A 15,919-nucleotide genomic window follows, 5' to 3' on the forward strand; every position below is an offset into this window, starting at 1 on the left:
GATGCCCCCGTTATCGTTAAACTCGTCTCAGCGTAAGATGCCCGCCGCGTGTGGTACCGCGGTGCGCCGCCAATGTGCAATAAATAGGATGACCAGGCGTTCGGTCGATTGCGAACCGACACGCGAGGCAGGTTTGTCGTTAGCCTTTGTATGAGTTGCGCCGGCGATGTCGGTCACGCTTGCTCTCTCGTCATAGGCCCTGTGTGGCGGCCACGTCTTCAATCGATCTTCGTTTGCAGCCTTCTCAACGCTCGCGCAGCGCCGTTTCCTTGGTCTTGATTACGGGCTTGAGCAGGTAGTGCAGCACGGTCCTGCGCCCAGTCCGGATATCGACCGTAGCGATCATGCCCGGCACGATCATGACCGGCTCACTCTGCCCACTGGGCTTGTTCTGCCTGGTGCGAACCAGTATCCGGTAGTAACTGTCCGGTTTCTCGCCGGGTCGTTCGGGCACCAGCGTGTCGGCGCTAATGTCCTCCACGGTCGCAGGAAAGCCTCCGTAAATGGAGAAGTCATACGCAGAGAGCTTGACCGTGGCCTCCTGCCCAGGATGCAAAAACGCGATATCCGACGGGCGCACACGCGCTTCAATCAACAGCGTGTCGCCCAGTGGCACGATCTCGAGGAGATCCATGCCGGGCTGAACCACGCCGCCGACGGTATTGATCTTGATCTGCTGGACCATGCCCTTCAACGGAGCCCGCACCAGCGTGCGGGTGACACGGTCTTCCAGAGCGATATTGGCCGCGCTCAGAGCCGCCTGCTCGCCGCGCGCCTGATTCAGATCCTTCATCGCGTCGGCACGGAAGTGCGCAGTCAATTCATCGATCTTCTGGCGAGACTCGCGATAGGCAGCGTCCAGTCGCGGCATCGCGAGCCGCGTCGCATCGAGGTCGCCTTTCATGTCGTTGGCCTGGCGTTCGAGCCGAAGGACTTCGACATCGGACACCGCACCCTTCTGCACAAGCGGGCTTGTCAACGCCAGTTCCTTCGCGACAAGGCTGTAGCTTTGCTGCAGTTGCACTTCGCGTGAGCGTTTTTCCGCGAGTTCCTGCCGGTGCTGGTCGGCCTGTTGTTTGAGCACGGCCAAATTGGCCTGCAATTCACGCTGGCGGGACTCATACAGCGATTTTTCTTCTTCCAGCAGCTTCGGGCTTGTCTGCTCCAATCGGGCAGGCGCAACGAAGGGGGTGTTGTTCGCCTCGCCAGTCAGGCGCGCGATCCGGGCAATCAATGCGGAATCCTTGGCCTGCCCTTCCTTGTACGACGAGGTAAAACGCGTATCGTCGATGCGCATGAGCGGCTGGCCCTTTTGTACGACCTGCCCCACGCGGACCATGATTTCGGACACGATGCCACCCTCCAGGTTCTGCACCACTTGCACCCGGCTGGACGGAATCACCTTCCCCTCTCCAACAGTCACTTCGTCCACGTTGGTGAACGCAGCCCAAATGAACGCAGCGACGAAGAAGGCCAGCGTCGACCAGAGAATCCAGTGGGTGAAATAGCGTGGCCCTTCCATGGCCGCTGCGCAGCTCTCCCGCATGAACGCGCTGTCGTCCACGCGTGGCTTGATGGCTGCGCCAATTCGGCCGGCCAGCTCTTTAAGCCCGACGCGGCGGCACGCCGGCAATGGATCCGCGCCTTCAGGCTTAGCCAGCAGCGACATGGAGCTTCCTCCCTGCAAGGGCAGCCAGTACCTGTTCCTTGGGCCCATCGGCGACGACGCGGCCCTGATCCATGACGATCAGGCGGTTGACCAACGTGAGCAGCGATGCACGATGAGTAATGAGCAGCAGTGTGCGGCCTTCGAGCTCGGCCGCGAGTCTCGCCTTGAGCAACTCTTCGGACCGGTTGTCCATCGCGCTGCTGGGCTCATCGAGCACTAGCACCGGTGGCGAAAGCAACACTGCGCGGGCAATCGCGATGGCCTGCCGCTGACCGCCCGACAATGCTTCGCCGCGCTCACCCACGACCAGATCGAATCCGTTCGGCAAGCGGTTGACGAAGTCGCTCACGCCCGCGATTTGCGCGGCACGCAGCACGGCGGCGTCATCCGTACTGGGTGCGCCCAGTACGATGTTCTCTCTGACGGTGCCGTTGAACAGCATCACATCTTGAGGCACGTGCCCGATGCCTCGGCGCAGCGCCGCAGGGTCGAACTGACGCAGCTCAACACCATCAACAAGCACATTTCCCGAACTGGGCGGGTACAGCCCTAGGATGAGTCTTTCGATCGTGGTCTTGCCCGAGCCGACGCGTCCGATGATGCCGACGCGCTCACCAGCAGCGATCCGGAACGAAACGCCATCGAGCGACACGCCACTCTGGCCGGGGTATGAAAAGCTGACGTTCCTGAACTCGATGTCACCGCGCAGCGCCGGACGATGCACGAAGCTCTTGTCGGCCGGGCGCTCACCGGGCAGATTCATCAACCCATCGATCGATGCCAGTGCATTGCGGGATTGATGGTAGCGGGTCAGGAGCGTCGCCACTTGGCTCATCGGCGACAACGCACGGCCCGTGAAAATCGTGCAGGCGATCAAGCCGCCTGTGGTGAGTTTGCCGTCGGCGATCATGTAGACGCCGCACAAAACCACGGCGAGATAGGCTGCCTGCTGGGAAAACATGGCGAAGTTGACCGCGCAACCCGACAGAAAACGTGACCGGAGCCCGAGCCTCGCCATTTGGCCGAGCAACTGCTCCCACTTGGCTTGCATCGGTCCTTCCGCGCCAGTGACCTTGATTGCTTCGAGGCCCACCAGGGTTTCGATGAGAAGCGCTTGCCGTTGGCACGCGTGGCGCTGACTGGCCTGCACGGCCCGTGCAAGCGGCCCTTGCACTGCGACGCCTGCTCCGATCACGAGCGGCAATGCCATCAGCGGCAGCCATCCGAGCGTGCCGCCGACCCAAAACATCGCCACAATGAATACAACCGAAAACGGAAGATCGATCAGGGCAGCCGCGGTGGCCGAAGTGAGAAAGTCCCTTACCGCTTCGAATTCCTGTATCTGGGAAGCGAACCCGCCGACGGAGGGCGGGCGCACGGTCATCTGCATGCCGAGTACTTTCTCGAACATGTTGGCGGAGAGGATCACGTCGATTTTCTTGCCAGCCACGTCGATGAAGTAGCCGCGCAATGTACGCATCAGCAAATCAAACACGATCACCAACATGATGCCCGCCGCCAGCGCCCACAATGTCTCGAGCGAGTGGTTCGGCACCACCCGGTCATATACGTTCATCGTGAAAAGCGGCATGGCCAGCGCGAACAGGTTGACCAGCATCGACGCAAGCATCACTTCGCCGTAGATCGGCCAAGACTGCCCCACCACACCCCAGAACCAGTGGCGAGGGCGAGGCACGGCACTCTGCGCGCCGCGCTGGTCAAACCGGTGAGCGGGGCGAGCGAACAGCACGTGGCCCGCATAACGTTGTTCCAGGTCCTCCAGGCTGACCTCTTCTTCTCCGGCGCCTGTTTCGGGGAGGATGACTTGCATGCTGCCACAGATGTTTCTGCGTACCAGCACGCATGCCTGCCTGTCGTTCAGCAGTAAGACTGCGGGCAAGACCAGGTCGGAGATGCCTTCCAGCGCACGCCTGCCTTGCTTGGCAGACATGCCCACGCGAGCCGCTGCTCGAATGAATAGCTCCGGCGTCAACCGGTGGTCTATCAGCGGCAGGCCGGCGATGAGGGTGTCGGCCCCCACCGGCTGGTTGAACAGTCGAGTCAGTATGAGAAGGCAACCCAGCAGCGGATCGTCTTCGACACCGGACGTCGGTGGCAGGTCCCACCCTCGCGTGGCACACTGTCCCGCTGCTTCCGCTGCGGCTTCTGTAGCGGCGGCATGCATTTACAGCACGCCAGTGCGCTGGTGACGGTCTGATTGACGCGGCAGCCCAATAGGCGCTGAAGTCCCCGCTGTCAGGCGCTCGCTCTTGCACATGATGTACCCCGTTGATATTTGTTTTGTGTTCGTTGTTCGGCGCGACTGCTTATCTTTGTATCAGAGGCAGATGCAAGTACTGGGCCATATGCCGTGGCTAGGGTACGAGACACAACGGTGAGCTATGGATATAGTGGGCGAATGAAACAGGAAGGCATGTTGGTCTCAGAAGTGAGACGGATCTCACCATGCGGAGTGACAGGGCCGCTATGAGCGAGGCACCATGCCCCCCGCCGCTCGCCCCGGAAACCGGGGTAACTGGACGTATAGGCAATGAGTGCGGCGACAGTCGAGTCCGGCGTCGAAGACGTGCCATTTTTGAGACATCCGTCTGGTGTGGCGCACTTCCGATTCAATGTGATGGGTGTCTGCTCAGCCGGGTACGTTAACGGGCACGTTTCATCTTTGAAACATTCCGTTGGTAATCGGAAGGACTTGGCTGTCTCTTATCTCGAGCGAGTCGTCAAGGCCATGAACTGCATGGCTATCGCGAGCAAATGAATTGTCCGCACCCCCAACCTGGACATTTAAAACCAGCCTCGACAACCAACCGACTGTAGAGGTTAAGTGTGGTTCGGCCGTGATTCGTTAAGTTTTCGCCAAAACAGTCTTAAAGCCACGATTTGACGACGAATTTTTCCTGTCCGACAGCATCTAGTGCTGATGACGGTGATGGATGTCGGGGAAATGCGCATGCGAGTGCGTAATGGGCAGATGAACATGAGGATGGGTATGCGGTTCGTCGCCGGCATACGAAAACTCGTGCTCATGTTGATGATGTTCGTCGTGGCGGTGCCGATGCGTATGTTCGAGCAAGTCGTGAGTATGGTCATGCTCATGTCGCTCTCGCAGATGCAGCCAAACACCGAGCGCCATCAAAACTGCGGCCCCCCAGAAGAATACGGACGGTAGCTCGGGCCATATCACGAGCGACAGCGCCACGCCGAATAATGGCGCAACCGAGAAGTACGCGCCCGTTCGAGCCGTGCCCAAATGCCGAAGCGCAACGACGAATAGCACGAGACTCACGCCGTAGCCTGCGAAGCCGGTGAGCATTGCTGCGCCGACGGCGCTGGCGGGCGGCAACGTCGCCCCGGTGACAAAGGCGATGCCCAAATTCACCGGTCCGGCGATCAAGCCTTTCAAGCAAGCGATCACCATTGCATCGTTCGCGGACACCTTGCGCGTCAGGTTGTTGTCGATCGCCCAGCACGCACAGGCGCCAACGATCAGTAACGCGCCAACCGGGATGGCCACCTGGCCCGGGTGCCACGACAACAGCACGCCTCCGGCGACGATAGCCACCATCCCGAGAAACACCTGGACATCAACGTTCTCTCGGAAAACCACCCAGGCGATCACGGCGGTCAACACGCTTTCAAGATTCAGCAGTAGCGAACTCGTTGCGGCTGACGTGCTCGACAAACCCAGCATCAGCAGCGCGGGCCCCACGACACCTCCCGCGAGAATGGCGCCCATTAGCCACGGCAGTTCGGCTTTTTGGATCCAATGGCTGGCCGTTGCGCTCTGATTGGGCCGCCGCAGCCGCCTGGCAAGGATCCCGATGCCGAGGCCAATGCCGCTGCCGAAGTAAAACAAACCAGCGACCATCAAAGCAGACATGGAACCGAGAAGCGCTTTGGCAAGCGGCGTGGCCGCGCCAAACAGCCCGGCGGCAGCAAGGGCGATAAACACTGCGTTAAGTCTTGAATTCATGGCGTCCGAGTATGTGGGGTCGTGGCGCGCGGCGCCTAAGCGCAGTCTAGCGGATCGTCATCGCTCGGATGTATGGCTCGCTCGAATCGAATCTCAAAGTAAACTTGTATCAATCGCTACCTCTATGTAGCATATTCGACATGAATTTGATATCGACTTGGTCGCTGCTTGTGCTGACGTTGCCCACGGAGAATGCGACGGCACGGATGCGTTTTTACCGGGCACTCAAGGCAAAAGGCTGCGCGGTGCTGCGAGATGGCATCTATCTGTTGCCCTACAGCGAGGCGCATGAAGACAAGCTGCGGGAGCTCGCTGGGGCTATCGCCGAAAGCGGCGGTTCCGCACATCTGCTGCGCGCGCCGAGCCGCGATGCGTCGCAGGAGGACGAGTTCAGGACACTATTCGACCGCGAAAGCGACTACGACACGTTCATCCGCTCGCTGGCAGAGGCCCGCAAGACGATCTCGGGCCAATCGGCCGCAGAGTTGACCCGGCTGCTGCGCCGCTTGCGCAAGGACTACGAGGCGATCCGGGCAATCGACTATTTCCCGGACGATGCCGCAACGCGCGCAGAGGTGGCCTTGCAGGACTTCGTCGCGCTCGTCGATACGGCACTCTCGCCCGGCGAGCCCCATTCGGCCGAACGTCCCATCCCTCAGCGCTCGCGCGACGAGTATCAGGGCCGGACGTGGGCTACGCGGCAGCGGATATGGGTCGATCGTGTAGCCAGCGCGTGGCTCATTCGGCGCTTCATTGATCCCAACGCGCACTTCCTCTGGCTGACCTCGCCAGATGCGTGCCCGGACGGTGTACTGGGCTTTGACTTCGACAGTGCGGCGTTCACGCATGTGGGTGAGCGTGTGACCTTCGAGGTGCTGCTCGCAAGCTTCGGCCTCAACAAGGATCCGGCATTGCTGCGGCTGGGTGAAATCGTACATGCACTCGACGTGGGCGGGCCGGCCGCACCCGAGGCGGTCGGCTTCGAAGCCGTGATGGCGGGCATGCGCCAGCGCATTGAGAATGACGATCAACTGCTTGAGCAGATGAGTCCGGTATTGGACGCGCTTTATTCGCATTTTGCCGCGAGTGCAACGGAAGAAACAGGGAGAGGTTCTTGAGCATGGTGACCACCTCAGCATCCGCTTCGTATTCATTGGGTCAACTCGTCCGATACATGTTGCGTCTTGGCACTTTCGGCTTTGGAGGCCCCGTTGCGCTCGCCGGTTACATGCGGCGTGATCTCGTCGAACAGCGAGGATGGATTTCCGAATCGGACTACAAGGAAGGACTCGCGCTCGCGCAGCTCGCACCTGGGCCGTTGGCTGCGCAACTAGCGATCTACCTTGGCTATGTTCACTACCGGATTCTGGGCGCCACCCTCGTGGGGTTCGCCTTTGTCCTCCCGTCGTTTCTGATGGTGGTCGCGCTCGGTTGGGCCTATGCGCACTTCGGCGGTCTTTCATGGATGCAGGCCGTGTTCTACGGTGTCGGCGCCGCGGTGGTAGGCATCATCGCCATGAGCGCATACAAGCTCACCACGAAGACGGTCGGCAAAGACAAACTGCTATGGGTGATCTATCTGACACTTGCGATCGTCACGTTCGTGACCGAATCGGAGATTGCGTGGCTGTTCATCGCCGGCGGGCTGATCGGGTGGCTGTGGCGCGCGCCGCCGAAGTGGCTTCACAAGGGGGGCATCAACGCCGTTGCAGCCGCGAGCCTGCCGGCGGCGAGCGGGATCGTTGCCGGCATCGATTGGCCGCAGCTCACGCAAATCGGCGTGTTTTTCATGAAGGCCGGCGCGTTCGTGTTCGGCTCGGGGCTTGCGATCGTACCGTTCCTGTACGGTGGTGTTGTGACCGAGCACCAGTGGCTCAACGACAAGCAATTCGTCGACGCGGTCGCTGTAGCGATGATCACACCCGGACCGGTCGTCATCACGGTCGGCTTTATCGGCTACCTCGTAGCGGGCTTTCCGGGTGCGCTCGTCGCGGCGCTCGGCACTTTCCTGCCCTGCTATCTGTTCACGGTGATCCCTGCACCGTACTTCAAGAAATACGGTCGCCTGCCAGGCGTCAAGGCATTCGTCGACGGCATTACCGCAGCGGCAGTCGGCGCCATCACGGGTTCGGTGATCGTAATTGCCAAGCGTTCGATCATCGATGTGCCGACGCTCATCGTCGCCCTGGTCACGATCGTTCTGCTATGGCGCTTCAAAAAACTTCAGGAGCCGGTTATCGTCACGGCGGCTGCGCTCCTGGGCCTTGTCGTTTATCCGCTGATTCATTCGAACGCCATCTGATAGCACATGACTAATGAATCGCCCCGCATCCTGTTGGCGATGGGGAGGTGATTGCCTTCGATGTTCGCTCATTGCATTGTAGGCGGACGCTTGTTTTCATTCTATATTTCGACTAGTATCGAATTATGAAAACGAAACAAGCTATTGAGGCCTTGGCGGCTTTGGCGCATGAATCTCGTTTGGCCGTCTTTCGTGCGCTGGTTCAGGCCGGTCCCGAAGGACTGCCCGCTGGGCAAATTGCGACGTTGCTGAACGTGCCGCCGTCGTCGCTGTCTTTCCACCTGAAAGAGCTGGCGCACGCGAAACTCGTGACAAGCCGGCAGGAAGGCCGCTTCGTCATCTATTACGCGGGTTTCAGAACGATGAATGGGCTGCTCGCCTATCTCACCGAGAACTGCTGCGGCGGCAACCGTTGTTCGCCGATCACAGCGTGCTCGGATACTTCGGAGAAGCAATCATGAAGCGCTTTCATGTCCACGTCAGGGTAGCGGACCTCTCGGCCAGCGTACGCTTTTATTCGGCGCTCTTTGCCGCCGAGCCCACCGTGCTCGAGAACGACTACGCGAAGTGGATGCTCGATGATCCGCGCGTGAACTTCGCGATTTCGCAGCGCGGCGTCGAGGCATCAAAGACCGGCGTAGATCACCTCGGCATCCAGGTCGAAACCGAGGATGAACTGACGGAGATGCACGCCCGGCTCGCGGCAGCGGAACTGCCTATTGAGGCGCAGGTTGGAACGAACTGCTGCTATGCGAAATCCGACAAGTACTGGAGCGTCGATCCGCAAGGGGTGGCCTGGGAATCGTACCGAACGCTAGGCGCGGTGCCGATGTACGGCGAATCCCGCAACGAGGCAAGCGCGGGAGCCTGTTGCAGTCCTGCCAAGTCGTCCAAACAAGGCGGCTCGGCGGCATGCGGTTCGTCCAGTCAATCCAATCAATCGTCTTGCTGCTAAGACCATGAACCGTTTTCGCCCGGCGCGCGCCAGTGACTTGCCGGCCATCATCGCGCTGCTGCAGGCGTATGCGTTGCCGACGGCCGATCTTGTCTTCGACAAGCTGCCTCACTTTCTCGTGCACGCAGACGGCAGCGGTGACCTGCATGCATGCGTCGGCATTGAGATATTCGGTGACACGGCACTACTGCGCTCGCTCGCGGTCGCTGATGTACAACGTTCGAACGGTCTGGGCCGCGCTGCGCTCGATGCAATCGAAACGCATGCGGCCGCAGCCGGCGTTAGACGTCTTTACCTGCTCACCACGACCGCAGCTGTGTTCTTCGAGCGGCACGGTTATCGGCAAGCCGCGCGCGACACCGCACCTGAGCCACTGAAAAGGACTGATGAGTTCGCTTCGCTGTGTCCGGCTTCCGCAACTTTTATGACCAAAGATATTTGACGCCAGAGGAACGCCAACCGTGCCAGCGAAAACCTACAACGTTCTTTTCCTATGCACCGGCAATTCGGCGCGTAGCATCATGGCTGAAGCGCTGTTGAGTACCAAAGGTCAAGGCCGTTTCAACGTGTTCAGCGCAGGCAGTCATCCAGGCGGTGTCGTCAATCCGTTCGCGATTGAGCAGGTCGCGAAGACCGGTTATCCGACCGACAGGCTTCGCAGCAAGAGCTGGGACGAATTCGCCGTGGCTGGCGCCCCACCCATGGACTTCATCATCACAGTGTGCGATCAGGCTGCCGGCGAAGTCTGTCCGATCTGGCCCGGCCATCCTGTGTCGGCGCACTGGGGTTTCGAAGATCCGGCAGCCTTCCAGGGCAGCGACGAGCAAAAGCGCTCGGTGTTCGACAAGGTGTTCCAGCAGATCCTCAACCGCGTGCATGTCTTTGCGGGGCTGCCATTCGATGTGCTGGAGCGCGATGCGATTCAGCGTGAAATGAAGAAGATTGGTGAGACCGATCCCGATGTCCTCTCTCGATAAGACCGCCGCCTCTGCGCGTGCGCCATCCATCGGTTTCTTCGAACGCTACCTGACCGTCTGGGTGGCGCTATGTATCGTTGTGGGCATCCTGCTGGGCCAATGGCAGCCGGCGGTGTTCCAGGCGATCGGAGGCATGGAACTCGCGCAGGTCAACCTGCCGGTGGGCATCCTCATCTGGGTCATGATCGTGCCAATGCTGATGAAGATCGACTTCAGAGCGTTGCACCAAGTGCGCAATCAATGGAAAGGCATCGGCGTCACGCTGTTCGTAAACTGGGCCGTCAAGCCCTTCTCGATGGCGCTGCTCGGCTGGCTATTCGTGCGACATGCTTTTGTGCAATGGTTGCCGGCGGAGCAACTCGATAGCTATGTCGCCGGCCTAATCCTGTTGGCCGCGGCGCCGTGCACGGCGATGGTTTTTGTCTGGAGTCAGTTGTGTAAGGGCGATCCGTATTTCACCCTTTCACAGGTGGCAGTCAATGACGGCATCATGCTCATCGCCTTTGCGCCGATTGTGGCGCTGCTGCTGGGTCTGTCGAGTATCACGGTACCGTGGAACACGTTGCTTACGTCGGTGGTGCTTTACATTGTGATTCCGATCGGCATCGCGCAGGTATGGCGCAAGGCGCTCCTCGCCAAAGGCAACGCGGTGCTGAGCGCAACGCTCGCTCGCATTGGTCCATGGTCGATCGCCGCGCTGCTTACGACGCTGGTTCTGCTGTTTGCGTTCCAGGGCGAAGTGATCGTCCGGCAGCCGCTGATCATCGCGATGCTGGCGATACCGATTCTCGTGCAGGTGTTGTTCAACTCTGCGCTCGCCTATCTTGCTAATCGGCGGCTGGGTGTGGCGCACAACGTGGCCGGCCCGTCCTGCCTGATCGGCGCATCGAACTTCTTCGAGCTCGCCGTAGCCACCGCAATCAGCCTGTTCGGCTTTCACTCGGGCGCAGCACTGGCGACTGTTGTCGGCGTGCTTATCGAGGTGCCGGTGATGCTGCTGGTCGTCAAGGTGGTGAACTCAAGCCGCACCTGGTACGAACGCGGTCATGATCGCCAATCAGCGTGACGATGACGCGCACCCTATCCTGATTCGAGTGCCCTGAGGCGCGCGGCCGATCGCCGGGTTGCCGGCATGCGCATGCATGCAGGAAACGCATGAGAGGGATGTTTTATTGCAGCTAATGCGCCGCAGGCGAATGCCCATCGGCGGGATGGACGAATCAAATTCGGACATCCATGGCGGGGCGCGCCCCGTCCTGCACGCAACAGTCTCATTTCGGAATGGGAGGGGCGACTTCGTGAACATTCGCATGAGTTGTCATCATGCAGCGTAGGGTGTGCCGCTTGCGTGCGGGCATTGATCCCGTGTTCTGTAATTCCCAGTTTCGGAGGCAGGCCTATGCGGTCGTCAGGAGCGGATGGTAGCGGTGGAGCACCGGATTTGTCCGGCTTGGGTTCTTCTTCAAGCGCCGGGCGCGGGCCATCGTCGGTTCCACCGCGTCCGCCCGCCGCCTCAGCGCCGGACGCTCGCCTCCAAGGATTGCGGCCGTCGTCGCGACGAAGTCGGGAGGCAGCCGCTGCCGGCCGTTCAATCAGGCCGCCCTCGCCTGATCGGCTGCGCGGGCAAGCGGATAACCCGCTTGGTCTAAGCGTGCCTGAACGATTGGCAATCGGAAGCAAGCGTGGCGGTCGGGAAACGCTGGATTTCATTCAATACAATCACCAACGATTAACTACGCCCCCTTGCAACCTGAGCAGAGCCGACATCATCAGGATCGCGAGCAACGATGGCGGGACTCAGGCTTTGCAGGCGGTCCTCATCCATCATCCGGCGCTCACGAACGCGGGCTTGCGCCCCGCTGACATTGTCAGGATCGCGGCCAACGACGGCGGCGCCCGGGCCCTGCAGGCGGTTCTCGACCTGGGTCCGGAGCTCAAGGACGCGGGCCTCGCTACTGCCGACATCGTCAAGATTGCGGGCAATACTGGCGGTGCCCAGGCCCTGCAGGCGCTCTTCGGCTGTGGTCCAGACCTCAGGGACGCGGGTTTCGGTACCGCCGACATCGTCAGGATCGCAGGCAACAAAGGCGGCGCCGAGGCCCTGAAAACGCTCCTCCACCATGGTCCTGCGCTCGAAGCCGCGGGCTTCTGTGCCGACGACATCGTCAAAGTCGCGGCCAACGATGGCGGCGCTCAGGCGCTGCAGGCGGTCCGCGACCTGGGTGCGGACCTCAGAGCCGCGGGCCTCGATGTCGTCGACATCGTCAAAATCGCAGCCAACAAAGGCGGCAGCCAAGCTCTGCAAGCGGTCCTCGACCATGGTCCTGCGCTCGAAGCGGCGAGCTTCGGTGTTGCCGACATCGTCAAGATCGCGGCCAACATCGGCGGTGCCCAGGCCCTGCAGGCGGTCCGCGACCATCGTCCGGCGCTCGAGGCCGCAGGCTTTAGTGCCGCTGACATCGTCAAGATTTCGGCTAACGATGGCGGCGCCCAAGCTCTGCAGGTGGCCCTTCACCATCGTCCGTCGCTCAAGGGCGCGGGTTTCAGTGTCATCGATATCGTCAAGATCGCGGCCAATACCGGCGGCGCCCAGGCCCTGCAGGCGGTTCTCGGTCTGGGTCCGAACCTTAAGGACGCGGGCCTTGCTACGATCGACATCGTCAAGATCGCCGCCAACGATGGCGGCGCCCGAGCACTGCAGGCGGTCCTCGATCTGGGTCCGGACCTCAAGGGTGCGGGTCTCGCTACCGCCGATATTGTCAAGATAGCGGCCAACGACGGCGGCGCTCACGCCCTGCAGGCGGTCCTCGACCATCGTCCGGCACTCAAGGCCGCGGGCTTTGGTGTCCCTAACATCGTCAAGATTGCGGCCAACACCGGTGGCGCCCGAGCCCTGCAGGCGGTTCGCGACCTGGGTCCGGGCCTCAAGGAGGCCGGTTTCGCTATCGCCGACATCGTCAGGATTGCCGCCAACAACGGCGGCGCCCGGGCCCTGCGGGCGGTACTCGACCTGGGTCCCGATCTCGAGGGCGCGGGCTTCGATGCCGCTGACATCGTCAAAATCGCGGCCAACATTGGCGGCGCCCGAGCCTTGCAAGCGGTCCTCGATCATCGTTCAGCGCTCGAAGCCGCGGGATTCAGTGCCGCCGACATCGTCAGGATCGCAGCCAACAACGGCGGCGCCAAGGCCTTGCGGGCGCTCGTTACCCATCATCCAGCGCTCACGAAGGCAGGGTACTCCAGGGAGCGCATCATGGCGCTGGCCAGCAAACCGCGAGGTGCGGCAGGTGCCCTCAGACGGGCGGCCGATGCAAGCTGAAGGCATCGTGCAGGTAGTGTGTGTCGCTTCGATGCGGGCATCGGTCTCGCATTCTGTTATTCCCGGTTTCGGAGGCGGAGTCTATGCGGTCATCAGGAGCAGATGGTAGGGGTGGAGCACCGGATCCGTCCGGCTTGGGTTCTTCTCCAAGCGCCGGGCGCGAGCCGCCGTCGGATCCACCTCGTTCGCCCGCCGCTTCAGCGCCGAACGCTCGCCTCCAAGGATTGCGGCCGTCGCCGCGACAAGCGCAGGGGACAGGCGCTGCCGACCATTCAAACCGGCCGTCTCCATCCGATCAGCCGGGCGCGCAAGCGCATAACCCGCTTGATCTGAGCGTGCCTGAACGATTGGCAATCGGAAGCAAGAGTGGCGGTCGGGAAACGCTGGATTTCATTCAATACAATCACCAGCGATTGACCACGCCCCCTTACAACCTGAGGAAAGCCGACATCGTCAGGATCGCGAGCAACGATGGCGGGACTCAGGCCCTGCAAGCGGTCCTCATCCATCATCCAGCGCTCACGGACGCGGGCCTGCGTACCGCCGACATTGTGAGGATCGCGGCCAACGACGGCGGCGCTCAGGCACTGCAGGCGGTCCTCGACCTAGGTCCGGACCTCAGAGGCGCGGGCCTCGCTACCGCCGACATCGTCAAGATCGCGGGCAATACTGGCGGTGCCCAGGCACTGCAGGCGCTCCTCGACCATGGTCCGGCACTCGAAGCCGCGGGCTTCGGTGCTGTCGACGTCGTCAGGATTTCAAGCAACGCCGGCGGCGCCCAGGCACTGCAAGTGCTCCGCGGCAATCATCGGGCGCTCGAAGCCGCGGGTTTCAGTGTCACCGATATCGTCAAGATCGCGGCCAACAACGGCGGCGCCCAGGCCCTGCAGGCGGTCCTCGACCTAGGTCCGGACCTCAAGGACGCGGGATTCGGTGCCGCCGACATTGTCAGGATAGCGGCCAACAACGGCGGCGCCCAGGCGCTGCAGGCGGTCCGCAACTATCGTCCGGCGCTCGAAGCCGCGGGCTTCGGTGCCGCCGACATCGTCAAGATTGCGGCCAACATCGGCGGCGCCGGGGCGCTGCAAGCGCTCCGCGACCTGGGCCCGGACCTCAAGGACGCGGGCCTCTCTACCGCCGGCATCGTCAAGGTCGCGGCCAACATCGGCGGCGCCCTGGCCCTGCAGGCGATTCTCGACCTGGGTCCGGACCTCAAGGACGCGGGCTTGCATACCGCCGACATCGTCAGAATCGCAGGCAACCATGGCGGCGCCCAAGCTCTGCAGGCGGTCCTCACTCACGGTCCGGTGCTCGAGGCCGCGGACTTCGGCGCTGCCGACATCGTTAGAATCGCGGCCAACAACGGCGGTGCCCAGGCCCTGCAGGCCGTCCTCGACCTGGGTCCGGACCTCAAGGACGCTGGCTTGCATACTGCCGACATTGTCAGGATCGCTGCCAACGATGGCGGCGCGCAAGCCCTGCATGCGGTCCTCGACCTGGGCCCGGACCTCAACGACGCTGGCCTCGATACCGCCGCCATCGTCAGGATCGCAGGCAACAATGGCGGTGCTCAGGCACTGCAGGCGGTCCTCGACCATGGTCCGGCGCTCGAAGCCGCGGGCTTCAGTGCTGCCGACATCGTTAGAATCGCCGCCAACGATGGCGGCGCCCAGGCCCTGCAGGCGTTCCTCGATCATGGTCCGACGCTCGAAGCCGCGGGCTTCAGTGCCGCCGACATCGTCAGGATCGCGGCCAACGCTGGCGGCGCCCAGGCCCTGCAAGCGCTCGTCGATCATGGTCCGACGCTCAAAGCCGCGGGCTTCAGTGCCGCCGACCTTGTCAGGATAGCGGCCAACGCCGGCGGCGCCCAGGCCCTGCAGGCGGTCCGCGACCATGGTCCGGCGCTCGAAGCTGCGGGCTTCAGTGTTGCCAACATCGTCAGGATCGCCGCCAACAAAGGCGGCACCCAAGCCTTGCAGGCGGTCCTCACTCATCGTCCAGATCTAGAGAGGGCGGGCTTCGGTGCTGCCGACATCATCAAGATCGCGAGCAACATCGGTGGGGCGCAGGCCCTGCAGGTGGTCCTCGACCATCATCGAGCGCTCAAGGACGCGGGTCTCGACGCCGCCGACATCGTCAAGATTGCGGCCAACGATGGCGGCGCCCAGGCTCTATGGGCGGTCCTCACTCACCATCCGGCGCTCAAAGCCGCTGGCCTCGATACCGCCGACATCGTCAAGATCGCCGCCAATATTGGCGGCGCCCAGGCCCTACAAGCGCTCCTTGCCTATCGTGTAGATCTCAAGGCCGCAGGCTTCAGTGCCGCCGATATCGTCAAGATTGCGGCCAACAGAGGCGGCGCCCGGGCCCTGCGGGCGGTACTCGACCTGGGTTCCGACCTCGAGGGCGCGGGCTTCGATGCCGCTGACATCGTCAAAATCGCGGCCAATATTGGCGGCGCCCGAGCGTTGCAAGCGGTCCTCGATCATCGTTATGCACTCGAAGCCGCGGGCTTCAGTGCCGCCGATATCGTCAGGATCGCGGCCAACAAAGGCGGTGCCCAGGCCTTGCAGGCGCTCGTTACGCATCATCCAGCGCTCACGGAGGCGGGGTACTCCAGGGAGCGCATCATAGCGCTGGCCAGCAAAACGCGAGGTGCGGCAGGTGCCCTCAGACAGGCGGCCGGCGCAAGCTGAAGGCGTC

General features: G+C 62.0%; 12 protein-coding genes. 9 read left to right on the top strand and 3 right to left on the bottom strand.

What is annotated here, in order from left to right; translation table 11 throughout:
• Nucleotides 1-244: 244 nt before the first annotated feature.
• The 3 genes from ACSQ20_RS20225 to ACSQ20_RS20235 form a co-directional block, all read right to left on the bottom strand.
• The gene (locus ACSQ20_RS20225) at nt 245-1,669 is read right to left on the bottom strand and encodes an HlyD family type I secretion periplasmic adaptor subunit (protein WP_436023579.1); all 1,425 of its coding nucleotides are present in this window, start codon (nt 1,667-1,669) and stop codon (nt 245-247) included.
• On the bottom strand, nt 1,653-3,854 hold the full coding sequence (locus tag ACSQ20_RS20230; protein ID WP_436023581.1) for a type I secretion system permease/ATPase: 2,202 nt from the start codon (nt 3,852-3,854) through the stop codon (nt 1,653-1,655). Before ACSQ20_RS20230 ends, ACSQ20_RS20225 begins: the two co-directional genes overlap by 17 nt.
• A 747-nt stretch (nt 3,855-4,601) precedes the next feature.
• Complete coding sequence (locus ACSQ20_RS20235) at nt 4,602-5,663, bottom strand: DMT family transporter (protein ID WP_436023583.1); 1,062 nt, start codon at nt 5,661-5,663, stop codon at nt 4,602-4,604.
• A 140-nt stretch (nt 5,664-5,803) separates the two neighbouring features.
• Here ACSQ20_RS20235 and ACSQ20_RS20240 point away from each other — a divergent pair, with 140 nt between their 5' ends.
• From ACSQ20_RS20240 to ACSQ20_RS20280, 9 genes are all read left to right on the top strand, one after another.
• A complete protein-coding gene (locus ACSQ20_RS20240) occupies nt 5,804-6,781 on the top strand; it encodes a chromate resistance protein ChrB domain-containing protein (protein ID WP_436023585.1) in 978 nt (325 codons plus the stop codon).
• A gap of 2 nt (nt 6,782-6,783) precedes the next feature.
• A complete protein-coding gene (locus ACSQ20_RS20245) occupies nt 6,784-7,965 on the top strand; it encodes a chromate transporter (RefSeq protein WP_436023587.1) in 1,182 nt (393 codons plus the stop codon).
• Nucleotides 7,966-8,090: 125 nt separating this feature from the next.
• Nucleotides 8,091-8,426, top strand: a complete 336-nt coding sequence (locus tag ACSQ20_RS20250; RefSeq protein WP_436023589.1) for an ArsR/SmtB family transcription factor — start codon at nt 8,091-8,093, stop codon at nt 8,424-8,426.
• Complete coding sequence (locus ACSQ20_RS20255; RefSeq protein ID WP_436023591.1) at nt 8,423-8,920, top strand: ArsI/CadI family heavy metal resistance metalloenzyme; 498 nt, start codon at nt 8,423-8,425, stop codon at nt 8,918-8,920. The genes ACSQ20_RS20250 and ACSQ20_RS20255 overlap by 4 nt, the downstream gene beginning before the upstream one ends.
• A gap of 4 nt (nt 8,921-8,924) precedes the next feature.
• Nucleotides 8,925-9,362, top strand: coding sequence for an arsenic resistance N-acetyltransferase ArsN2 (gene arsN2 / locus ACSQ20_RS20260; protein ID WP_436023593.1), 438 nt, complete (start codon nt 8,925-8,927; stop codon nt 9,360-9,362).
• A 19-nt stretch (nt 9,363-9,381) separates the two neighbouring features.
• The gene (locus ACSQ20_RS20265) at nt 9,382-9,897 is read left to right on the top strand and encodes an arsenate reductase ArsC (protein ID WP_436023595.1); all 516 of its coding nucleotides are present in this window, start codon (nt 9,382-9,384) and stop codon (nt 9,895-9,897) included.
• Complete coding sequence (arsB, locus tag ACSQ20_RS20270) at nt 9,881-10,963, top strand: ACR3 family arsenite efflux transporter (protein WP_436023597.1); 1,083 nt, start codon at nt 9,881-9,883, stop codon at nt 10,961-10,963. The genes ACSQ20_RS20265 and arsB overlap by 17 nt, the downstream gene beginning before the upstream one ends.
• A gap of 585 nt (nt 10,964-11,548) precedes the next feature.
• Nucleotides 11,549-13,216, top strand: a complete 1,668-nt coding sequence (locus ACSQ20_RS20275; protein WP_436023599.1) for a hypothetical protein — start codon at nt 11,549-11,551, stop codon at nt 13,214-13,216.
• Between the two features lie 335 nt (nt 13,217-13,551).
• A complete protein-coding gene (locus ACSQ20_RS20280) occupies nt 13,552-15,912 on the top strand; it encodes a TAL effector repeat-containing protein (protein WP_436023601.1) in 2,361 nt (786 codons plus the stop codon).
• Nucleotides 15,913-15,919 lie beyond the last annotated feature (7 nt).

Source organism: Trinickia sp. LjRoot230, from assembly GCF_964253315.1.
Lineage (GTDB): Bacteria > Pseudomonadota > Gammaproteobacteria > Burkholderiales > Burkholderiaceae > Trinickia.